Source organism: Hydrocarboniphaga sp. FW305-C-57 (assembly GCF_058783045.1).
Map to the genome: position 1 here is coordinate 1 of NZ_JBYSYG010000014.1, position 21773 is coordinate 21773.

At 61.5% G+C, this 21773-nt stretch carries 19 protein-coding genes; 1 reads left to right on the top strand and 18 read right to left on the bottom strand.

Going from position 1 to position 21773, the window contains the following annotated elements:
• The 17 genes from AC3WUM_RS21420 to styA form a co-directional block, all read right to left on the bottom strand.
• Positions 1–150: DUF1153 domain-containing protein (locus tag AC3WUM_RS21420; RefSeq protein WP_492413054.1), on the bottom strand; the 150-nt coding region annotated here is incomplete at its 3' end.
• A 416-nt stretch (positions 151–566) separates the two neighbouring features.
• The gene (gene sucD, locus AC3WUM_RS21425) at positions 567–1442 is read right to left on the bottom strand and encodes a succinate--CoA ligase subunit alpha (RefSeq protein WP_492412924.1); all 876 of its coding nucleotides are present in this window, start codon (positions 1440–1442) and stop codon (positions 567–569) included.
• Positions 1443–1445: 3 nt separating this feature from the next.
• A complete protein-coding gene (gene sucC, locus AC3WUM_RS21430) occupies positions 1446–2612 on the bottom strand; it encodes an ADP-forming succinate--CoA ligase subunit beta (protein WP_322266437.1) in 1167 nt (388 codons plus the stop codon).
• Between the two features lie 135 nt (positions 2613–2747).
• On the bottom strand, positions 2748–3458 hold the full coding sequence (locus AC3WUM_RS21435) for a ribonuclease T2 family protein (protein ID WP_492412926.1): 711 nt from the start codon (positions 3456–3458) through the stop codon (positions 2748–2750).
• Complete coding sequence (locus tag AC3WUM_RS21440) at positions 3439–3753, bottom strand: EthD family reductase (protein WP_492412928.1); 315 nt, start codon at positions 3751–3753, stop codon at positions 3439–3441. The genes AC3WUM_RS21435 and AC3WUM_RS21440 overlap by 20 nt, the downstream gene beginning before the upstream one ends.
• A gap of 21 nt (positions 3754–3774) precedes the next feature.
• Positions 3775–5151, bottom strand: coding sequence for a DUF1329 domain-containing protein (locus AC3WUM_RS21445; RefSeq protein WP_492412929.1), 1377 nt, complete (start codon positions 5149–5151; stop codon positions 3775–3777).
• Between the two features lie 164 nt (positions 5152–5315).
• Complete coding sequence (locus AC3WUM_RS21450) at positions 5316–7388, bottom strand: DUF1302 family protein (RefSeq protein WP_492412930.1); 2073 nt, start codon at positions 7386–7388, stop codon at positions 5316–5318.
• A gap of 50 nt (positions 7389–7438) precedes the next feature.
• A complete protein-coding gene (locus AC3WUM_RS21455; RefSeq protein ID WP_322266442.1) occupies positions 7439–8461 on the bottom strand; it encodes a WD40/YVTN/BNR-like repeat-containing protein in 1023 nt (340 codons plus the stop codon).
• A gap of 105 nt (positions 8462–8566) precedes the next feature.
• The gene (locus AC3WUM_RS21460; protein WP_492412932.1) at positions 8567–9958 is read right to left on the bottom strand and encodes a DUF1329 domain-containing protein; all 1392 of its coding nucleotides are present in this window, start codon (positions 9956–9958) and stop codon (positions 8567–8569) included.
• A 96-nt stretch (positions 9959–10054) separates the two neighbouring features.
• Entirely contained in the window at positions 10055–12529 is a 2475-nt protein-coding gene (locus AC3WUM_RS21465; protein ID WP_322266444.1) for an efflux RND transporter permease subunit, read from the bottom strand.
• Between the two features lie 288 nt (positions 12530–12817).
• Positions 12818–13858 (bottom strand): helix-turn-helix domain-containing protein, encoded by a 1041-nt coding sequence (locus tag AC3WUM_RS21470; RefSeq protein ID WP_492412933.1) that lies wholly within the window; start codon positions 13856–13858, stop codon positions 12818–12820.
• Between the two features lie 89 nt (positions 13859–13947).
• Complete coding sequence (styC, locus tag AC3WUM_RS21475; RefSeq protein ID WP_322266446.1) at positions 13948–14475, bottom strand: styrene-oxide isomerase StyC; 528 nt, start codon at positions 14473–14475, stop codon at positions 13948–13950.
• A gap of 69 nt (positions 14476–14544) precedes the next feature.
• Positions 14545–15105, bottom strand: coding sequence for a hypothetical protein (locus AC3WUM_RS21480; RefSeq protein ID WP_492412935.1), 561 nt, complete (start codon positions 15103–15105; stop codon positions 14545–14547).
• A 288-nt stretch (positions 15106–15393) separates the two neighbouring features.
• Positions 15394–16494 carry a helix-turn-helix domain-containing protein gene (locus AC3WUM_RS21485; RefSeq protein ID WP_492412937.1) on the bottom strand — a complete coding sequence of 367 codons (1101 nt, stop codon included), beginning with the start codon at positions 16492–16494 and terminating at the stop codon, positions 15394–15396.
• Positions 16495–16523: 29 nt separating this feature from the next.
• The gene (gene styC, locus AC3WUM_RS21490; RefSeq protein WP_492412938.1) at positions 16524–17051 is read right to left on the bottom strand and encodes a styrene-oxide isomerase StyC; all 528 of its coding nucleotides are present in this window, start codon (positions 17049–17051) and stop codon (positions 16524–16526) included.
• 109 nt (positions 17052–17160) lie between these two features.
• Positions 17161–17679: a styrene monooxygenase NADH-dependent flavin reductase subunit StyB gene (gene styB / locus AC3WUM_RS21495; protein WP_322266447.1), complete on the bottom strand. Its 519-nt coding sequence runs from the start codon at positions 17677–17679 to the stop codon at positions 17161–17163.
• A 57-nt stretch (positions 17680–17736) separates the two neighbouring features.
• Positions 17737–19047 (bottom strand): styrene monooxygenase subunit StyA, encoded by a 1311-nt coding sequence (gene styA / locus AC3WUM_RS21500; protein ID WP_322266448.1) that lies wholly within the window; start codon positions 19045–19047, stop codon positions 17737–17739.
• Positions 19048–19169: 122 nt separating this feature from the next.
• On the opposite strand from styA, the gene AC3WUM_RS21505 reads away from it, so the two are divergent.
• Complete coding sequence (locus AC3WUM_RS21505; RefSeq protein ID WP_322266449.1) at positions 19170–20057, top strand: LysR family transcriptional regulator; 888 nt, start codon at positions 19170–19172, stop codon at positions 20055–20057.
• A 44-nt stretch (positions 20058–20101) separates the two neighbouring features.
• Here the strand turns inward: AC3WUM_RS21505 and AC3WUM_RS21510 are convergent, their stop codons facing one another.
• Positions 20102–21577, bottom strand: a complete 1476-nt coding sequence (locus AC3WUM_RS21510) for an aldehyde dehydrogenase family protein (protein WP_322266450.1) — start codon at positions 21575–21577, stop codon at positions 20102–20104.
• Positions 21578–21773: the final 196 nt, after the last annotated feature.

Below are 21773 nucleotides of genomic sequence, written 5' to 3' on the forward strand. Positions count from 1 at the left end.
GTCAACCCAGTCTTCCAGCTCCGATGGCGGCAGATCGAACTGCCGAGACGCCTCCGCCACGGTCTTCTTCCCCTGGACGATCTCCAGCACCAGCGCGCCCTTGCGCTTGGCCGTCCACCGCTTGATCTCGTCTTCCATCACTACGCTCATGGCTCACTCCTTTCAAAGTATCGCCTGAGCAGGTTTTCAGTGGGTCATTACAAAACCGCTCGCGATTGACCGCGTGAACCCAGCCGTTTCGAGCAAGATCGTCCTTAACGCTCTTTGGATACCTGCCAATTCGACAGTGAGGGGTCGCTCGCCGGACGGTTTTTTATGCTTCTGCAGATAGAGATCAACTCTAGCGTGCAGTTTCAGATCCAGCTCTTCTCCGGAGCGTTCATACGAAATCTCAGCTCGCGTAATCTGAAGATGTACCGCAGCAATGGTCTGTGTGTCCAGCGCTTCGATCGACGCAACTGCCTGATATTGTTCATCGGCGATTTCGGCGTGCTTACAAAGCCCTTCTTAGCGTTAAGTTAAGACCCGCTGGCGCGGGCCTTTTCGAACGGCAGTAAAGCTCGGGCTTACTTGAGCAGCGACAGCATCGCCGCGCCAAGATCAGCCGGCGAACGCACCGTCTTCACGCCGGCCGCTTCGAGCGCCGCGAACTTCTCGTCCGCCGTGCCCTTGCCGCCCGCGATGATCGCGCCGGCATGGCCCATGCGCTTGCCCGGAGGCGCCGTCACGCCCGCGATGTAGGCCACCACCGGCTTCTTGACGTTGGCCTTGATGTACTCGGCCGCTTCTTCTTCGCTGCTGCCGCCGATTTCGCCGACCATGATGATGCCTTCGGTCTGCGGATCCTTCTCGAACAGGCTGATCACGTCGATGAAGCCCAGGCCGCGAACCGGGTCGCCGCCGATGCCGACGCAGGTCGACTGACCCAGGCCGTTCTGCGTGGTCTGGTGCACGGTTTCGTACGTCAGCGTGCCCGAACGCGACACCACGCCGATCTTGCCCGGCTTGTGGATGTGGCCCGGCATGATGCCGATCTTGCATTCGCCCGGCGTGATCACACCCGGGCAGTTCGGTCCGATCAGCACGCTGTTCGGATACTGCGCGCGCAGCGTGGCCTTGACCTTGATCATGTCGGTCACCGGAATGCCTTCGGTGATGCAGATGATGACCTTGATGCCCGCGTCGGCCGCTTCGAGGATCGCGTCGGCCGCACCCGGCGCCGGAACGTAGATCATCGTCGCGTCGGCGCCGGTGTCCTTGACGGCGTCATGCGCGGTGTTGAACACCGGCAGGTTCAGGTGCTTGCTGCCGCCCTTGCCGGGGCTCACGCCACCGACCATCTTGGTGCCGTACGCAATGCCCTGTTCCGAGTGGAAGGTGCCCTGCTTGCCGGTGAAGCCCTGGCAGATGACCTTGGTGTCTTTGTTGATCAGGATCGACATTGCTTACTTCCCCTGCGCCAGACGAACGACCGTCTGCGCCGCTTCGGTGAGATCGGAGACCGGCGTGACCGCCAGGCCGGATTCGCGCAGCAGCGCCTGGCCTTTCTCCATGTTGGTGCCCTGCAGACGCGCGACGACCGGAATCTTCAGGCCGACCTGCTTGACCGCGGCGATGATGCCTTCGGCGATCAGGTCGCAGCGCACGATGCCGCCGAAGATGTTGATGAAGATCGCCTTCACTTCCGGCGAGCTCGTGATCAGCTTGAACGCTTCGGTCACCTTCTCCGCCGTGGTGCCGCCACCGACGTCGAGGAAGTTCGCCGGCTGGCCGCCGTGCAGCTTGACGATGTCCATCGTCGCCATCGCCAGGCCCGCGCCGTTGACCATGCAGCCGATGTTGCCTTCCAGCGTGACGTAGTTGAGGTCGTACTTGCTGGCCAGGCGCTCGCGCTCGTCTTCCTGCGACGGATCGCGCTGCGAGGCGATTTCCTTCTGGCGGAACAGCGCGTTGTCGTCGAAGTTGAGCTTGCCGTCAAGCGCGAAGATGTTGCCTTCCTTGGTCACGATCAGCGGGTTGATTTCAACCAGCGACGCATCGCGCTCGGTGAAGATGCTGTACAGGCCGGTCAGCACCTTGGTGAACTGGTCGGTCTGTTCCTTGTTCAGGCCCAGGAAGAAGCCGAGTTCGCGCGCCTGGTAGGGCTGCAGGCCCGCCGTCGGGCTCACGAACACGTGCTTGATGCGCTCGGGCGTGTTGTGCGCCACTTCTTCGATGTCCATGCCGCCGTCCGGCGAGGCCATGAACACGATCTTTTCCTGCGTGCGATCGACCAGCGCCGACAGGTACAGCTCGCGTGCGATGTTCGACGGCTTCTCGACGTAGACCGAGTTCACCGGCAAACCCTTGGCGTCGGTCTGGATCGTCACCAGATTCTTGCCGAGCAGGCTCTTGGCCACTTCTTCGGCTTCGTCGGGGCTGCCGACCAGCTTCACGCCGCCGGCCTTGCCACGCGCGCCGGCGTGAACCTGGGCCTTCACCACCACCTTCTCGGTCCCCAGCTGTTTGGCCGCAGCGCGGGCCGCTTCGGGGCTCTCGGCCAGAATGCCCTCGGGCACCGGAATGCCGTAGCGTGCGAACAACGCCTTGGCCTGATATTCGTGCAGGTTCATCGATGTCCTTATTGACGTGTGCTTTCAATGAAACACGTCCATCATTCCACCGACCCGATCACCCCACCTCGCATACCGGGCATGCAATCGTCATCGCGTGCAAACACGATTTACACACGACGACGAGCGTAACGTTCACCTCATCAGGAACCGACCGGCACCAACTTTGTCGGGCCTGATCGGCCGAAGCCATACCTCTTCGGAGCAATTGCCACCAACCGGACATTGCGTGAACTGCATGTTCTCATCGAAGCAGACACGAACTTCAGAGAGCCAGTAGGCATCGCAATGCAGGGCGATGCTTTCCTCTCGCATCTCCGGGTTGGCGGCCAGAAACGCGGCGCGTATGGCCGATGGCGAGGTAGTCGTACGCCGCTCGATCGCGCTGTAAACCTCGGGAATATCGACGCGCCGGCTCGCATAATCCATCTGCGCGTAATACGCAGACTGATCGAGACCACTGCAAGCACCTTGCTCGGCCCAGACATAGCGAATGCGCTCGACGTTCGGGATCGTCCACAACCAGCGATCCTGCTCCTTCGGATCGAGTACTGCGTTCGGGCACGAGTCCCCGAACGAGGCATCGCCCACTTTGCCGGCCGCCTGCAGTCCGAAGTTGACGAAGTAGTATTCGCCGCTGCACTGCAGCTCCGTCGATCGCTTGTTCTGCTCGCAGTACTGAGGCGACCACGACAGGGTCATGACCCAGTTGTTTTCGGCCGCGCCGACTTCGGCGCAGGGCAACAGACTCAGCACGGCGGCCAGTGCGACCGTAGACGGTTTGAAAGTCGCCATAACCCCTCCAGCGCATTTACCCCACGACGTTTTACCCGACGACGACCTCACTGATCTGAATCGTCGGCGAGATGTCGGTGTAGTTGCGGATGTCGCCCAGAATCTCCTTGGCGTGCGGACCGAAACCTTTCTGGAACGACTCCACCGTATCGCAGTAGATGTGGCACAGACCGACGTAAGGCGCAGGCTCTCCGGGCGCTCCGCCAGCGATACCCTTGTCGACCGTGTAGAACTTGCAGTGGTCGCCCATGCGTTTCTTGAGCAGCGGCATGTGGCTGTTCTTGTAGTACTCGTGATCGAACTTCGCACCGGGCGTGTTCGCATACATGACGCTGACTTTGATCATCGGTGTTTCCTTGCTTGGTGTTCAAGCCGCGCCGAGCCGGAGCAGCGCAGCTTGAGTGAGATAACGGTCGTAGATTCCCGGATCGTTCGCTCCGCTTCGATGGTCTTCGAGCGCCTTGACCTGCTCCAGGCGCGTGACCGATCCGCTTTGAATGTTGGACGCCGTTACATGCGTCCAGCTCCAGTATGGATGCTTGCCGTCCATGTGCCGCTTGCCGTTCGACTCGTAGAGCGAGTACACACCATCGAACGAGCGGAACGGCTTGCCTTGCCGATCGTAAGTCACCATGCCGACGACGACCTGGTTGCGCGCATCGAACCACACGCGCTTTTTCGATATAGGCGCGCGCGGAAACTTCACCGGCTCGGCCTCGACGATGATGGCTTCCGGGACCAACTCCACCGTCGTATCCCAGAACGTATTGCCCTTGGGGCCGCCGTGGGTCTTGTGCTCCCAGTTCGGGTGACCGGCGTTCCAGCCGTTCGACATGCCGGCCAGGAAAGGGCCCCTGCCGACGATCTGGTAGTTGCCCCAGGTCAGCAGCGGATCGCCGGCGGCCCAGGCATCCGACAAGTACAAGGACGACCCTGGCAGCAGAGGTTCAAAGCGCTGATCGCTCGGCAGCTGCCGAATGCGCCGGAACTCGGGAACGTAGGTGTACAGGCTCGGGAACGTACTGTGGTCGTAATCCCAGATGCTCAGGAACGAGGTGCCCTTGAACGTGAACGGCTTGGTGAAGAACACGCTCTGATAGCGCAGCAGGTTCTCGCGCCCGGGCCAGTAAGGCTTGGGCTCCATCACTACGCGTGCGACCGGCGACAGCTCGGCCCAGCCGCCCGCATAGGCAAAGCGAACCGCGCCGTCCTGATCGACTTCGTTCACGTTGATCGCGTAGAACGAAGCATCGTGTCGCCCCCAACTGAGTGTCTGTGCCGCGAACAACTCGACGCCCGACTTCGGGTCGGGAAACGGGTTGCCGCCGATCCAGGGTTTGCCGTCGGCATTCACGACGTTGCCCTTGGCGTCGAAACGCGCCTTGCCGGCATTGGCAAGTGTGGCCTCGATGTATTCCCAAGGCGAGGTCTTCATCACGTCCGTCGTCGTCGCCGCCACCTTGAGCTTGCGGCCTTGCTCGACGATCTGCCGATAGCGGATCGGCTCGAGCAAATCCTTCACCGCCTCGACGTTCCTGTCGGTGATGAAATCCCCGGTCTTGATGCGCCCCTTGGTGTAGGCCTCGATCGACAGCAGCTCGGCAGGGTAAGCGGTGGCGATATCGCCCGTATCGGCGATCGCCTTGGACAACGGCATCAGCACGCCCGTGGACAACACGCCCCTGGCGGCGTCGGCGAGAAACTTTCGCCGGCTGTAGCCTCGGTCATATCGGCCTATGTGCATGCGGGTTCGCCACCGATGTTTCGAAGAAAAAAGCCAGCGGAGCTTTGATGGCTGGCAACAGGGACCGGCATAGAGGGGAGCGCCGGCACAATTCCGTGTCGAATCGCCATCGGGGCTGTCGCTTTGCACAAAGCCTGCGACAGCTCCGACGGCGACCGGCGCCTTTACAGCGTGTAAGTCAGACGCACCGTGATTTCGTCGGCGTAGTTGAAGGCACGCTGCAGCGTGTTGGTCCCATCACCGTAGATCTTGTCGTTGACGTAGTTGTAGAACACGTCGACGGCCATGCTGCTGCCCGCGTTCCAGCGAACGTTCGGCTGCGCCAGCAAGCCCCCTTCGGTGTCGAGCAGGAAGGCCCACTCGAAGATGAACTTGCGGTTCGGCGTCGGCTGGAAGCCCGCGAACACCACGTAGTCCGCACTGCCGATACCCCTGGACGGCTTGTACGCCGTGTCGCCGGTGTTGCCGCCGTATCCGCGCAGGTTGAGCCCGACCAGGTCGCTATCCGTGCGATGCTGGTATTGCAGCACGAGATAAGCCGCCGGCACCGCCTGCGAATAGCGATACCACTTCTCGGCCACGAGCGTGAAGATGTACTCGTCCGATTTGATCGGCGTGTTCGACAGATCCGGACGCGTATACGCACGTTCGGGCGTGTACTGGATTTCGGCGTTGAGGATGATCGAATCGAAGAACGACGACGGATCGGCCGACGTCACGTAGGAACCGCCCAGGCCGAACACGCTTTCTCGGTAGTAGTCACGACCGACGTTGCCACGAATACTGCCGCCCGCGGCCATGAAGAAGGTATCGAGCAGATGCGCTGCTTTCTCGGGCGTATCCACTTCGCTCGCGAAGGCATCGCGCAGCGCCGGGAACTCGCGAATGGCCGCGTTCAAGGCATCGTAGCCGTCGAGGCGCACGTTCGCCGCCGTCGAGAACCATTCCGCACTGCTGTACACGCCCGCCGGACCGACCGTGAATGGCGTGTGCGCAAGCGCTTCGCCGAGGCTGCCGTACATGCGGCAGGTCGAAGCGTTGTAAGCGGCGCCGCAGCCCGGCAGCTTGGCCGCGTACAAGGTCTCGACGAGCCCGCCCAGGACACCGCCGTAGAGCCCGTTGTCGATGCCGCTCTCGGTCCAGTGGAACACACCGAGCGGGTTGTAGCGGCTGACCGCCATCGCCTGGTAGCCCCAGTTGCCGAAGTCGGCCTTGAGGCGAATGCCGTAGTCGAGCTTGGTGTCGTAGTTGCCGGTGAAGTAATTGTCGAGCGGCTTGTAGAACTCCGACGGCACGACGTTGAACGGCGTATTCGGGTTGCCGACGATGTCCGGCTGGAACTTGCCGACGTAAGCATCGATCAGCGTCGAATCGCTGGCCTGAATGGTGCCGCGCAGGGCAATTTTCGGCACGCGCTTGTCTTCGTACTCTTCGGTCGCGCGATCGATCACCAGATGGCGGCGATAATCCAAGCCATTCGCCACGTCGAAGGTGCGGAAGAAGATCGATTGCCCCCAGGCGATCTGCTGATTGCCGAAGCGGATGTCGTAGCTGTCTTTCTTGTAGTTGAGGATGAAGGTCGGCAAATCGACCATATAATTGCGGCCCGCGAACTCGAGCGGATTGATGTTGCGCCCGTTGCGGCCCTTGGCCTGGTAGAGATTCGGCCGGCCGGTATCCGCGTAGCGATCGCCACCACCACCCTTGATGCCGCCCTGCACGTCCGAGATGTCGCGCGCGTCGAACAGGTCGTACATCTCGGGATCGTAGATGCCGCGAGCGCGAACGTTGAGGCGAAGGTTCTGATAGAACCGCGTGTCCATTTCGCCGGTGAAGCGAAGGGTGTTGTAGTTCCACTCGGTATCGTTCTGCGGGATGACGTCGGAGCGCTTGATCGTATCGGCGAAGCCCGGAATCGGGATGTTCCAGTCGGCGCCCGGAGCGAGCGGAATGCCGAGGATCGCGGTGCTCAACGCCGGCGGAACATAAGCCTGGCGCGGCACGGCCACATCCTGGAACGGCATGTTGGTCTGGTTGTACGGATTCTGGAACCCTCCGGTGCGGTACGACATGTCCGCACGCAGCGAACCGTTGAACGTCGTCCGGTTCCACAAGCCTGCAAAAATCCCTTCTGAAGCTTCGATGTCTCCGTCCTCCTGAGCCTGGACGGGAGCAGCACAGCAGAGAAAGGCAGTCGCCGCAGCCACTGCTATCGCTTTTTTCTCAAACGCTTTCATCAATTTCTCCCTCGATGCACGTTTTGTTCGTTCAGCTATTTGTTCGACGGCTACGGAACCAGCCGGATCACGCGCCCGCTATGCCCCACTCCAATCACCTCGCCCGACGCAGCCTGCTCGCTGTGGCCCAATGCGGAATACCAGTTGAGATTCAGATCGAGCCCCCCGATGGGCTCCCAGCTCTGCCCCTGATTACGGCTTCTCATGCCGACGCGCTGCCCGACCACCACGACTTGCCCATCGGCGAACGAATCCACACCGAACAGGTTGCTGGTCGTCGGTGCCGGCAGATCGCTCCAGGTCATGCCGTTGTCGGTAGAGCGCACGATCAGGCCGGACTGACCGACCGCGTAGCCGGTGCCGTCCTTGCGGAACGCCAGGCTGAACAGCGTCGGTGCGGTGCGACCGTCTTCCGCGACGTGGCGATACACCACCTTCCAGGTAGCGCCGCCATCGGTAGACCGAATGAGCTGCCCGTACTCGCCGCCGATGATCACGCTACCGTCGTCGGCCACGCGCACCACCCAGTTCGTCGGCTCGTCGCGCAGCACCGCGCTGTCGCCTTCACCGGATTCGTAGAGCTCCGACCAGTCCGGCGCGGACGAAGTCCAGGTATCGCCGCCGTCGGTCGACTTCAGCAGCGTGCCAAATGCGCCCGTTGCGAACGCCAGGCCTTGCGCATTCACGTCGACCTGCAGCAGGCGCTGCGTCGATCCGCTCTCCACCTTGCGCCAGGCGCCATCGCTCTCACGCACGAGGATCAGGCCCATCTGGCCGACCGCGATGGTGCGCTTGCCGTTGGTCGCCACGTCGATCATCGCGAGATCGGTCGGCGCCTTGTCGCGCGTCCACTGCTTGCCGCCATCGGTGGTGCTCATCACCAGGCCGTTTTCACCGACCGCCAGGCCGCTGCTGCCACTGAAGGCCAGCGAGAACAGGCGATCGTGCGGCGTCGCCTGCGTCAGCACGGTGTTCCCGCTATCGGAATTGATGCCGGGCTTGTCGATCGTGGCCCAGGCTGCGCCGGCGAGAAAAAGACCGAGCACCACCACCGGCCTGAATTTCAGATTCATGGCACGTCTACCTCTGAATGCTTTGTGGAATGCGCCCGGCTCGCGCGACCTTTTCGGCGAGCCGGGCGCTGACGCCGATCTGCGATCGGTCATCGCTCGATCAGATCAGGCGCGACCCAGCGACTGCAGCGCCTGCTGCGTGCAGTAGGTATCGAACAGCCAGTTCTCGTCGACCTGGAACCTCGACTCGATGCCGGTGCCGGTACGCGCTTGGTGAGTCCGCGACATGCGCCTGTTCTGATGGTCGTAGATCATCACGTAAGTCCACGACCAGGCCGGCGTCTTGCCGTCGGCGCTCAGGATCACGCGGTTGCCGTTCTTGCCGCCGCCGACTTTCTGGCCGAAGGCCATTTCGAAGTTCGCCCACAGCTTGCCCTGACGGTCGTAGCGCATGCAGCCGAACGGCACGCTGTTGCGAGCATCGACGTAGGCGCGCTTCCTGCTCACCGGCGAGCGCGGATAGCCCGTGGGCTCGCACTCGGTGACGATGACTTCCGGCGACATCTCGAACTCGCTTTCCCAGAACTTCGGGTTGTTCTTCTGCTCCGGCGGCTGCCAGTTGTCATCGGTGTGCGCGAAGTTGCCGCCGAAAGCACCGAGCATCGGCTTGCGCTCGATGATCTTGTGGTTGCCCCAGGTCAGGAAGGGGTCGCCGGCGGCCCACGGATCGGTCAGGAACCAGGTCGAACCAGGAATCAAGGGCTCGAAGCGCTGGTTGGCCGGGAACTGGCGCACGCGGCGGAACTCGGGCAGGTAGCCGTAGAGGTCCGGAATCTTGCGCTGGTCATAAGCCCAGTTGCTCAGGAACGAGGTACCGCGCACGTCCTGCGAAGAGGCGAAGAACACCGCCTGACGACGAATTTCGTTCGTCATGTTGCGGAACACTTTCTTGTCGGTGCGCGCCTGCATCTGCAGCTCGACCCACTGGAAGTCGTAGCGATACTCGAGCTTGCCGGTGGAGCCGTAGTCCCACTGCTGGATCGCGTAGCAGTTGGCGTCGGCGCGGCCCCAGCTCATCGCCATGTTGCACCAGACTTCCTTGCCGTCCTTCGGGTTCGAGAACGGAAGACCGCCACCCCAAGGCTTGCCGGCGTCGTCGTAGACGTTGCCGTCGGCACCGAACTTGCCGATGCGGTTGGAGGCGAGGTTTTCCTGCATCGCCTGGTAGTAGCTGTTGTTGAACAGCTTGCGCATGTCGGTCGTAGGCGCACGAATCTTGATGCGGCGCCCTTCATTGACGATCTGGTCGTAAACCGACGGATCGAGCAGATGCTTGGCCGATTCGACGTTGTCCTTGGTGATGTAATCGCCCGGCTTGAGCTTGCCCTTGGTCTGCATCTCGACCGACAGCAGCTCGTCCGGATAGGCCTTGCTCAGGTCCATGTCCTTTGCGATGACTTTTCCCAGCGGCAGCAGGACGCCGGCTCCGACGCCGAGCGCAATGTTCTGCATCATTTTTCTACGGCCGTAGTCGAAGTCGAACTTCTTGATCAGCATTTGTGTGTCTCCTGACGTGTCATTCTCGAAAGGCCGCCCGCCCCTTGAAGCCTGGCGACCATCTGGACCTCTTTTCCCACCACCCGCATTGCCCGATTACTTGGACGGAACGGCGTCTGCCTGCAGCACCGAACGTGCACGCCGCTCCTCGGCCTCGCGGTTGGCCTTGAACTGATCGAGGTCGATGCCTTCACCGACCATCAAATCGGTTCGAGTCACGAAGCGCGGCTTGATCAGCCAGACCAGCAGCGGCAGCACGATCAGTGCGAGCACCATGTTGATGAGCATGATCGCGGCGAGCAGCAGGCCCATGTCCGCCATGAACTTCAGATCGGAGAGGAAGTACCAGGGCAGGATGCCGATCAGCATGATCGTGGCCGTGAACATGATCGCCTTGCCGGTGGTGGTCATCGCCTCGGAGATCGCGCGGCCCCAATCCTCGCCCTGGTGCGAGTATTCCTCGCAGATGCGCGACAGCAGGTAGATGCCGTAGTCGATGCCGACACCGACACCGAGCACGGTCACCATCACCGAGTTGATGTCGAGGCCGATGCCCATCATGTGCATCGTCGCGAGCAGCAGGAAGTTCGACAGCAGCGTGGGAATCAGCAGGATCAGCGCCGCGATCGCGCTGCGGTAGGCGTAGGTCGCGATGATGAAGATGGCGACGCAGCACAGGCCGACCAGAATCCAGTGATAGCGTTCGACCACGCGGTTGCTGGCTTCCTGCAGCGCGATGGTTCCCGAAGCCAGGCGAATGCGGACGTCCTGGTGATCCTCACCGAGCTGCGCGACCACAGCGCGGGCCGTTTCGAGTGCGCCGTCGACGGTCGCCTGCTTGTTGTCGCGATAGAACAGCGACACCGTCGAGTGCTGGAACTGGAAGTCCGTCATGTCGGAGAAGTTGACCGGATTCTGGCCGAACGCCACCGCCGTACCGGCCGCGTTGACTGAACGATCGACCGGATCGAGCGGCAGCCACGCGGGATGTCCACCCGAGTACAGACGGCTGCCTTCCTCCATGATGTCGGAGAAAGAACGCGAGATGCGCGGCGGATGCTCGCTGCTCTCGGCACCGCGCTGGATCGCCTTCGACAGCTTGTACGCTTCCGCGGTACGAGCGGCGCGACGCTGCACGTTGTCCGGGTCCTTCGCTTCGAGAATGATTTCGAGCGAGTTCACGCCGGGAAAGTGATCGTTGATGTCCTTCACGCCGACGTTGAACTCGGAGTCCTGCCACAACAGGTTGCTGCCTTCGACCGGGTTGCCGATCGCGATCTGCGTCGAGACGTAGATGCCGAGAATCGACAGCGGGAACACGATCATCGCGGTGATGCGAGCCTTGGGACCATGCACCAGCGACGACATCCTGGTCAGCAGGTTCTTCTGGAACTTGTGGATGCCGCGTTCCTTCTCGCCGCCGACGATGCTGTCGATGTTCTTCGGCGCCGGCAGATAGCAGAGCAGGATCGAGATCATGATCACGCCGGTCGGGATCAGCCACACCGCCCACATGCCGCAGAACAGGGCGAAGCGCTGCATCGCCGGAATCGGCGCGATGCCGATCACGAAGATGGCGATGATGTCGGTCATGATGCCGAGCACCGACGGCGCCATCATGCAGCTCAGCGTCGCTTCCGAAGCCTTTTCGCGATCGCGCAGATGTCCGTAGATTTCGTAGTAGCGCTCGGTGTACTGGATGCAATGCGAGAACGAGCGGGCGACGAGCAGCAGCGGAACCACCATCAGCAGCGGTTCGATCGGCGAACCGAGCCAGCCGACCAGGCCGAAACCCCAGATCGCCGCGACCAGGCTGCAGACGATCGGCACCGTCACGCCAGTGACGTTGCGCATGTAGAAAACCAGCGCTGCGATCAGCAGGGCCAGCGTCACCGCGAAGATCGCGTAGGTCTGCCCCTGCAGCTGGTAAACCCAGCCCGTCAGGATCGGCTGACCGACCAGGCGCACGGTGTGCTTGCCGTCGGCCGCCTTGGCGGTGAGATCCTGTAGCGTGTTGAAGACCTTGCCATAGTCGAGCTCTCGCTCGTGAAAGCCGGCACGAATCAGCGTGGCAGTTTCGTCGCTCGATATCAGATAGGTTCTGGCCATCGGCGACAGCTCGACCTTGCGCTGCAGGTCGATCAGCTCCTGCGGCTCCGTCGGCACATGGTCGCCCATGAGCGGCTGCATCTCGATGCCGAACGGCGTGGCCTCGGCGTAGTTCGCCTTCTCCGTGGTGATCGAGATGATGCGATCGTGATCGACGCCATTGATGAGGTCGACGTCGCGCGTCAGATCCCAGACTTTCTGCAGCGTCTCCGCGTTGTAGATCTTCTGGCCGTCGGAGCGCTTGATCATGATCGTGACGGTCAGCGGATTGCCGAAGTTCGGGTGATCCGCATAGGTCTGGACGAACGGATCGTCGGTCGGCAGCAGGTCCGCGAAGATCGTGCGGATGTCGACGTGCGCCATCCCCATTGCGAAGAACGTGGTGATGGCGATGAAGAAAAGCCCGACCGCTGCGCGATATTCAATGACCCAGCGAGCGATTTTGGCGCGGATGTTATCCATGTTCCTTGTATCTCGAATCGAGCTGCGGCCCCGCCTGGAGCGGGGGCTTTTTTTCAGATCGACGGTGCACGAGAAGCTGGCTGGCCCGCCGCGACCTGCGCGACCGCCCGCCAAGGAACCACGCTTCTCCTCGTGCACCGTGCCGACTGTTTCGTCGGTTTCTATTGGCGCGAACCGCGCCTTCTTATTGTTGATTCTCGTCCGCTGGAGAATCGCTGCTTGTCGGGGGGTGCAAACTGCTTGCTAGTTTGTGCAAACGGCCAGTCCGCCGTGTGCACGAACCCGGCTTTAGCTTCCCTTGTCGGGCTCGGAGCCGGGCTCCTGCAGCTTGTGCCGATACTCGCTCGGCGTCATGCCGTAATGGGCCTTGAACAGCCGGCTGAAGGTCGCGTAGTCGTTGAACCCATGATCGAAGGCGATATCGGTGATCTTGCGATGATGCTGGTTTGCATCGCCGAGCACCTGCATCGTCCGCTGCAGCCGGAGATCGTGAATCATCTTCACGGGCGTCAGCTGATATTCCTTGAACAGCATGTACAGCGACCGGCGCGACATGCAGAGCGCTGCCGCCAGGTTGTCGACGTCGAGCGACGGATCGTGAATATTGCGCAGAATGTACTGTTGCGCCTTGTTCAGACGCGCGTTGTGCACGCTGGTCGAACCGAGACTCGTCGCGGATCGGTGCAGTGAAGCGGTCAGCATCCACTGCAGCGCCTTGAGAACCGTATCGCAGGAACCACCGTCCGGCGCACCACGCAGCGACATCAGCGCCGCGAGTGTTGCACGCAAGGTCACTTCGTCGGCGAGCTGCCTTCCGCAAACACGCTGGCTGATGCCTTCCCAGCCGGGCAACGCATCGTACGGCAGCATCAGAACGGCAAAGTGCGCCTGGTCGGAGATTTGGATGCGGTACGGGCGAGCCGTATCGCAGACCGTGGCCTGACCTGCTTCGATCCGGCACTCGCGGCCGTCCTGTTCGAGATGCAAGCCGCCAGATACCTGCCACATGAGCTTGACGAAGCCAGCTTCAACCCGTTCTGCAAGTGCCTTGGTGCGGATGACTTCGAGTGCATCGGCGCTGATCGTCGTCAGGGCCCCGCCTGCGATGTCGTAAGCACCCACCTCCGCATGAAAGTCGCCTGCGGATTTCTGTCGGTGCTCCAGCCACGGAAAGTTCGCGTTGACGAAATCTTTCCAGGGAGCAAAGCCATTGACCCGTTCGGATCTGAATCCCGCGGAGATGAGGGAAGCGCTGCGCGCGCCATCCTCGGCAGCCTGCGTTGCGATAAGCATGATGTGTCCTCCTCTAAGAACCGGGTGGTGGATCACACCGCCCGGTCCGCCGAATGTCGCTGGAAAAGCGCTTCGATCTAGTAATCGACTGCACACTTATTGTCGTTATCGGGCACCGCCTCTCGTTACTGCTGCACTGCAGCTCCCGAATTCAAGGAATCGGCTGGCTTGGATTCCAGCGTCCGGTTCTTGAGCGCTTGCAGCCCGATCACGAAGAGCGCACCCAAGGCCAGCACCCCGAAAAGATAGGCAGGCCCGAGCGCGAGCGTGCTGAACAGGTCGGCTTCCCCGAACTTGTTGTCGCCGAAACTCAGGCCACGATTCGGCGTGAAGTTGCCGAAGAAGTAAAAGCCGACGTTCGACCAGCCATCCAGAACGATGATCCAGCCGAGCAGCGACGCGGTCTTCTCCTTGAACTGCAGCAGGGGAAGAACGAACGCAACGGCGATCACCATCATGCCGTTGAGAGCCGGTCCGGTATGGGCACGAGCCCATCCCTCGGGCGTGCCGGGAACGTTGAAGTGAACGATATAGCCCGGAACGATTTCAAATCCACCGACCAGATGCATCCAAAGTCCGATGCCCAGCGCCAGCGTACTGAAGATCATCAAGATGCCATGACCGACCATCTTTCTTTGCAAGTCATTTTTCATGAAACCTCTCCTTCGCACTTTAATAAGAATTTTTTAGCGGCGCTTTTTTGCGATGCTATTCCTTCGCCCTCATATGAAGACCTTGCCATAGTCGAGCTCTCGCTCGTGAAAGCCGGCACGAATCAGCGTGGCAGTTTCGTCGCTCGATATCAGATAGGTTCTGGCCATCGGCGACAGCTCGACCTTGCGCTGCAGGTCGATCAGCTCCTGCGGCTCCGTCGGCACATGGTCGCCCATGAGCGGCTGCATCTCGATGCCGAACGGCGTGGCCTCGGCGTAGTTCGCCTTCTCCGTGGTGATCGAGATGATGCGATCGTGATCGACGCCATTGATGAGGTCGACGTCGCGCGTCAGATCCCAGACTTTCTGCAGCGTCTCCGCGTTGTAGATCTTCTGGCCGTCGGAGCGCTTGATCATGATCGTGACGGTCAGCGGATTGCCGAAGTTCGGGTGATCCGCATAGGTCTGGACGAACGGATCGTCGGTCGGCAGCAGGTCCGCGAAGATCGTGCGGATGTCGACGTGCGCCATCCCCATTGCGAAGAACGTGGTGATGGCGATGAAGAAAAGCCCGACCGCTGCGCGATATTCAATGACCCAGCGAGCGATTTTGGCGCGGATGTTATCCATGTTCCTTGTATCTCGAATCGAGCTGCGGCCCCGCCTGGAGCGGGGGCTTTTTTTCAGATCGACGGTGCACGAGAAGCTGGCTGGCCCGCCGCGACCTGCGCGACCGCCCGCCAAGGAACCACGCTTCTCCTCGTGCACCGTGCCGACTGTTTCGTCGGTTTCTATTGGCGCGAACCGCGCCTTCTTATTGTTGATTCTCGTCCGCTGGAGAATCGCTGCTTGTCGGGGGGTGCAAACTGCTTGCTAGTTTGTGCAAACGGCCAGTCCGCCGTGTGCACGAACCCGGCTTTAGCTTCCCTTGTCGGGCTCGGAGCCGGGCTCCTGCAGCTTGTGCCGATACTCGCTCGGCGTCATGCCGTAATGGGCCTTGAACAGCCGGCTGAAGGTCGCGTAGTCGTTGAACCCATGATCGAAGGCGATATCGGTGATCTTGCGATGATGCTGGTTTGCATCGCCGAGCACCTGCATCGTCCGCTGCAGCCGGAGATCGTGAATCATCTTCACGGGCGTCAGCTGATATTCCTTGAACAGCATGTACAGCGACCGGCGCGACATGCAGAGCGCTGCCGCCAGGTTGTCGACGTCGAGCGACGGATCGTGAATATTGCGCAGAATGTACTGTTGCGCCTTGTTCAGACGCGCGTTGTGCACGCTGGTCGAACCGAGACTCGTCGCGGATCGGTGCAGTGAAGCGGTCAGCATCCACTGCAGCGCCTTGAGAACCGTATCGCAGGAACCACCGTCCGGCGCACCACGCAGCGACATCAGCGCCGCGAGTGTTGCACGCAAGGTCACTTCGTCGGCGAGCTGCCTTCCGCAAACACGCTGGCTGATGCCTTCCCAGCCGGGCAACGCATCGTACGGCAGCATCAGAACGGCAAAGTGCGCCTGGTCGGAGATTTGGATGCGGTACGGGCGAGCCGTATCGCAGACCGTGGCCTGACCTGCTTCGATCAGGCACTCGCGGCCGTCCTGTTCGAGATGCAAGCCGCCAGATACCTGCCACATGAGCTTGACGAAGCCAGCTTCAGCCCGTTCTGCAAGTGCCTTGGTGCGGATGACTTCGAGTGCATCGGCGCTGATCGTCGTCAGGGCCCCGCCTGCGATGTCGTAAGCACCCACCTCCGCATGAAAGTCGCCTGCGGATTTCTGTCGGTGCTCCAGCCACGGAAAGTTCGCGTTGACGAAATCTTTCCAGGGAGCAAAGCCATTGACCCGTTCGGATCTGAATCCCGCGGAGATGAGGGAAGCGCTGCGCGCGCCATCCTCGGCAGCCTGCGTTGCGATAAGCATGATGTGTCCTCCTCTAAGAACCGGGTGGTGGATCACACCGCCCGGTCCGCCGAATGTCGCTGGAAAAGCGCTTCGATCTAGTAATCGACTGCACACTTATTGTCGTTATCGGGCACCGCCTCTCGTTACTGCTGCACTGCAGCTCCCGAATTCAAGGAATCGGCTGGCTTGGATTCCAGCGTCCGGTTCTTGAGCGCTTGCAGCCCGATCACGAAGAGCGCACCCAAGGCCAGCACCCCGAAAAGATAGGCAGGCCCGAGCGCGAGCGTGCTGAACAGGTCGGCTTCCCCGAACTTGTTGTCGCCGAAACTCAGGCCACGATTCGGCGTGAAGTTGCCGAAGAAGTAAAAGCCGACGTTCGACCAGCCATCCAGAACGATGATCCAGCCGAGCAGCGACGCGGTCTTCTCCTTGAACTGCAGCAGGGGAAGAACGAACGCAACGGCGATCACCATCATGCCGTTGAGAGCCGGTCCGGTATGGGCACGAGCCCATCCCTCGGGCGTGCCGGGAACGTTGAAGTGAACGATATAGCCCGGAACGATTTCAAATCCACCGACCAGATGCATCCAAAGTCCGATGCCCAGCGCCAGCGTACTGAAGATCATCAAGATGCCATGACCGGCCATCTTTCTTTGCAAGTCATTTTTCATGAAACCTCTCCTTCGCACTTTAAATAAGAATTTTTTAGCGGCGCTTTTTTGCGATGCTATTCCTTCGCCCTCATATTTTGAAGCTTTTGTTTCCAGGCAGCGGTGATTCTCAGGCGTTGGCTTGATTTGCAAGTGCCGGCCGATGATATTGGCTGCCGAAGAACATCAACGGCGATCCATCGATTCCATCGCAGTGCTTCACCCGGGCGAGAAACAGGGTGTGATCATGCACCTGCACCCGCTCCGAAATTTCACATTCGAACCAGGCGAGGCACTGGCGCAACGTCGGCACGCTGTGCCGCACGACGAAGTCCGGCACGAACGACTCCTGCGGCCGCCCGCTGAAGTGGCTCGAATATCCCTGCTGCGCTTCGCCCAGGATGCTGGCACCGAAACGACCGCTCTTGGTGATCAGGCGGTGGGCCTTACCCGGTTTCAACGAGATCAGCACCGTGGGCGGGTCCAGGCTGATCGAAGTGAAGCTGTTGATCGTCATGCCGTGAACCTTTTCGTCCTCATCTTCGCAAGTGATGATCGCGATACCCGTGGCGAACAGCGAGACCGACTTGCGATACTTCATCGGGTCGATCACTGCTTCGATCAGCTTGGTGGGCTTTAGCGCTTCCATCTTGTAGTCCTCATTTGATGGCCGACTCAGCGTTCTATTTTTTCTGGCATCGATCGGTCAGGCGTTGGCCGCGAGCAAGTCCGAAACGCGGCGGTCGTTTGCGGCGAGCGAAACACCCAACGGGCTGGTCGTGCTGGTCGCCTCACACCAGGACTTCATGCGCGCGACGCTGGCGAAGGTGTCCCACTGCTTTTCCGGATAGTTGAAGTTATCGGTGAACACGTCGGCCAGGGCACGGTTCTGGCTCAGGGCTCCGATGAACTGCTGAAGCTCGACCGGGAGTTCACGCAAGTTCTTCAACATGAAGTTGGTCCAGCGCGAGGCGCCGAGCACGCGATCGTTGCGACGGTTGTTGACGAGTTCGATGAAGCGCTCGTCGTAAACGTCCTGATCGACGATTTCCTCTGCCAGCACGACCGCGGCGTAGGAGGCCGCATTGGCGCCCTGCCCCAGCACCGGGTCGACGACGGAATGCACGTCACCCAGCGCGATCGCGAGCTTGCCGTTGTCGAGCACGACGTGAGACTTGCGAACGGTGGGCGTCACGCCGCCCTGCAGAATGTCGAGCGGGCCGTTGGCGAGATCGAACTCCTTCTCGTCGATGCGATCGGCGCAGTCCGGATAGTGCTTGCGCAACTTCTCGATCAGCAGATCGAGGAAAGCGCGCGGGTTATCGTCGTACTTGGTCTTGGCCAGCACTTCCATGTCGCCGCCGATGATGTTTTCGATCACCAGCGCGGTCGCAAGCCCATTGAAGCTCCACGTCGGGATTTCGATCATCTCGCCGGCACCCGGCGAGAAGTTCATCGTCACCGCGCGTATCGGTTTTTCCTTGATGCCCTTGAACAGGCCGACGCACAGCGCACGCTGCGGACGATCGTAGGGCGAGTGGCCGGCGTCGTGCTGGAACATCTGGCCGAACGGACCTTTACCCGTGCAAACGACGACGACGTCGAAGTCGGTGCTGATCTGCGGAACGTCTTCGCTCTTGATCTCGCGATATTCGATCTTGCCGCCACGAGCGAGGAAATCTTCCATCAGCCGCGGCTGGTAGATGCGATAGTCGATCGCACGGCTCGGAGCGTGCAGGTCGCCGTAGAAGCGCAGCGGCTGCGGCTGCGTGCCGATGTAGTAGTAGTGACCGAAGTAGCCCCACTTTTCGCCCGGCCAGTGATTGACGCCGAGTTCTGCTTCGCGCTCACAGGTCACCGCATGGTGGGCAACCGTGTTGAGCAACCGCATGCCGGCATATTCTTCGGGCTTGCGGTCGGTGAAGATGGTCACGTCGACGTCGTGCTGGCGCAGATAGAGGCCCAGGTGGAGGCCCGCGGTGCCAGCGCCGATGACACCGATCTTTTTGCGACTCATGGTTTCAGCTCTCCTCTGAAGGGCTTTGTGTTTTCGACTGTATGAATCGATTTTGAGGAAAAGCTATTCAATCGGAAACAGCGCCTGTAGATTAATACTTATTCCAATTTGGACTGAATAAAATGGACGCCGTTCAGAGCTACACCGCCTTCGTGCGAGCCTGCGAGTCCGGCAGTTTTTCGGCGGTCGCTCGGGAGCTCGGCACCTCGCAATCTGCTGTCAGCAAGCAGATCGCGGCGCTCGAACGCGACGTGGGCGTGCAGTTGTTCGCGCGCACGACCCGGCGGCTGACGCCGACGCCCGAAGCGCAGACCTTGTACGAGCATGCCCGACAGTTGCTGGACGTGATCGACAGCCTGCGTGCGACCACCAATCGACAGGCCTCGGCATCCGGAACCTTGCGCATGAGCATGCCGGGTTCGTATGGGCGACATCGGATCTGCCCGTTGCTGCCGAAGTTTCTGGAACTCAACCCGGAAGTGCGGCTGGAGATCACCTTCACCGATCAGGCCATCGATCTGGTGGAGGAAGGGCTGGAGCTTGGGCTGCGTGTCGGCCAGCTGGCTTCGAGCTCGCTGATGGCTCGCCCGATCGGCATCGCCGAGCAGGTGCTGGTCGCCAGCAAGGCTTATCTGAAGCGCTACGGCCATCCGGAGAGCCCGGCGGACCTGTCGGAGCTGCCCTGCATTCTGTATGGACGAGGCGAGCGCTGGGCGCGCTGGGAGTTCGAATCGGAGAACGGGCGCCACGCGGTCGAGGTCACCGGCCCCGTGCGCGCGAACGATCCGGACGTGATGCGCGATCTCGTGCTCGACGGAATCGGCATCGGCCTGATTCCGGATTGGGTCGTCGCAGACGACCTCAAGGCCGATACCGTCGAAGCCTTGCTGGGCGACTATTACCCGCGTCCGCTGCCGGTCAACATCGTGTACCCGCAGACGCGCTTCCTGTCACAGCGAGCGCGCAGCTTCATCGATTTCGTGATCGCGGAGCTGCGCGCCAGGCGTTAAGCGACTCCGCGCAGCCGGTGGCCGCGCGGAGTCGTTGCCCAAGCTCAGGCCAGAAGAACGGTGATGACCTTCTCTTCGGTGTAGGCGTCGATGCCGGCGGCGCCGCATTCGCGGCCGATGCCGCTGGTCTTCATGCCGCCCCAGGGCAGGCGCGCGTCGATCGGCGCCCAGCAATTGACCCCGACGGCCCCGGCCTGCACGCCCTGAGCGATGCGATGCGCTCGCGGCAGGTTCGAAGTCCAGATCGTCGCCGCCAGGCCGTAGCGCGAATCGTTGGCGATCCGCAGCGCGTCCTCCTCGGTATCGAACGGAATCACGGTCGCCACCGGGCCGAAGATTTCGTCCCGTGCGATCGACATGCCGTTATGTGCATCGGCGAAGATCGTCGGCTGCACGAACCAGCCCTTGACGTGCTCGGACTCGCCGCCGGCCAGCAGCGTGGCGCCTTCTTCGATGCCCTGGCGGATGTATCTGTTGACGCGCTCGAACTGTCCCTTCTTGGCGACCGGCCCCATCTGCACGCCGTCTTGCGTCGGATCGCCGACCTTGATGCTCTTGGCAGCGGCCGCCAGCATGCCGGCGAACTTCTCTGCGACCGAGCGCTGCACGAGCACGCGCGTACCGGCTGCGCAGACCTGACCCTGGTTGAAGAACACGCCCATCGCGCAGCCTTGCGCGGCGGCTTCGAGCGACGCGTCTTCGAACACGATCTGCGGGCTCTTGCCGCCGAGTTCGAGCGAGATGCGCTTGAACAGCGGCCCGGCGACGCGCTGAATCTCGGCACCGACTTCGGGCGAACCCGTGAAGGTGATCTTGTCGACGCCCGGATGCGTGCAGAGCGCCTTGCCCACCACCGCGCCGTAGCCCGTCACCACGTTGACGACGCCGTCCGGGAAGCCGGCTTCCTTGCACAGCCTGGCCAGATGCAGGGCCGAATGCGGCGTTTCTTCCGACGGCTTGATGACGACGGTACAGCCTGCGGCGAGTAGCGGACCGACCTTCCAGGCCGTGATCATGAACGGCGTATTCCACGGCGTGATCGCACCGACGACCCCGACCGGAACTCGCTGCGTGTACGACAGCGTGGGCATGCCCATGTAACCCGGAGTCGGAATCGTGCGGCCTTCGATCTTGTCGGCCCAGCCGGCCGAGGTGCGATAGGTTTCGATCGCGTTCGGCAGGTCGAGCAGGCGCGGTTCGATCGGCACGCGGCCGATGCAGCCGGCATCCATGTCGGCGATGAGATCCGCGTCGCGCGCGATCAGCTCGGCTAGGCGGTAAATCAGCTGCCCGCGCTGCGAGCCGTTCAAGCGGCGCCATTCGCCTCCGTCGAACTGTGCGCGGGCTGCTTTCACCGCGGCGTCGACGTCGTCGGCCGTGCCTTTTGCCGAGGTCGCGATGAGCTTTTCGGTGGCCGGGCTCAGCAAGTCGAAACGACCGCCGTCGGAAGCAGGAACTTCCTTCCCGCCGATGTAGTGCTGCAAGTGGGTTGTATTGGACGAAGCAGTGTCGGCGGTCATCGCGAGCTCCTGATGAAGGATGCAGAAGGATTGGTAGGCGCAGCCGCGCATCACGGCCAGCGCCGGCCGCACGAACTTCGAATGATTGAAGCCATGGCGAACAAGCGCGACGGCGCTTGCCGTCAGGGAATCGCTGATCGAGCGGCTGCACTCCGCATCTCGCTTGATCAGAGCTTCCTGAGAGATGGCTGGTCGC

Bases quoted from the DNA above. Each gene is read 5' to 3' on its own strand.
- AC3WUM_RS21440 (WP_492412928.1), bottom strand. From the start codon at position 3,753: ATGATCAAAGTCAGCGTCATGTATGCGAACACGCCCGGTGCGAAGTTC.
- AC3WUM_RS21455 (WP_322266442.1), bottom strand. From the start codon at position 8,461: ATGAATCTGAAATTCAGGCCGGTGGTGGTGCTCGGTCTTTTTCTCGCC.
- AC3WUM_RS21505 (WP_322266449.1), top strand. From the start codon at position 19,170: ATGGACGCCGTTCAGAGCTACACCGCCTTCGTGCGAGCCTGCGAGTCC.
- sucC (WP_322266437.1), bottom strand. From the start codon at position 2,612: ATGAACCTGCACGAATATCAGGCCAAGGCGTTGTTCGCACGCTACGGC.
- AC3WUM_RS21465 (WP_322266444.1), bottom strand. From the start codon at position 12,529: ATGGATAACATCCGCGCCAAAATCGCTCGCTGGGTCATTGAATATCGC.
- styC (WP_492412938.1), bottom strand. From the start codon at position 17,051: ATGAAAAATGACTTGCAAAGAAAGATGGCCGGTCATGGCATCTTGATG.
- styA (WP_322266448.1), bottom strand. From the start codon at position 19,047: ATGAGTCGCAAAAAGATCGGTGTCATCGGCGCTGGCACCGCGGGCCTC.
- sucD (WP_492412924.1), bottom strand. From the start codon at position 1,442: ATGTCGATCCTGATCAACAAAGACACCAAGGTCATCTGCCAGGGCTTC.
- styB (WP_322266447.1), bottom strand. From the start codon at position 17,679: ATGGAAGCGCTAAAGCCCACCAAGCTGATCGAAGCAGTGATCGACCCG.
- AC3WUM_RS21450 (WP_492412930.1), bottom strand. From the start codon at position 7,388: ATGAAAGCGTTTGAGAAAAAAGCGATAGCAGTGGCTGCGGCGACTGCC.
- AC3WUM_RS21480 (WP_492412935.1), bottom strand. From the start codon at position 15,105: ATGGATAACATCCGCGCCAAAATCGCTCGCTGGGTCATTGAATATCGC.
- AC3WUM_RS21510 (WP_322266450.1), bottom strand. From the start codon at position 21,577: ATGACCGCCGACACTGCTTCGTCCAATACAACCCACTTGCAGCACTAC.
- styC (WP_322266446.1), bottom strand. From the start codon at position 14,475: ATGAAAAATGACTTGCAAAGAAAGATGGTCGGTCATGGCATCTTGATG.
- AC3WUM_RS21460 (WP_492412932.1), bottom strand. From the start codon at position 9,958: ATGCTGATCAAGAAGTTCGACTTCGACTACGGCCGTAGAAAAATGATG.
- AC3WUM_RS21445 (WP_492412929.1), bottom strand. From the start codon at position 5,151: ATGCACATAGGCCGATATGACCGAGGCTACAGCCGGCGAAAGTTTCTC.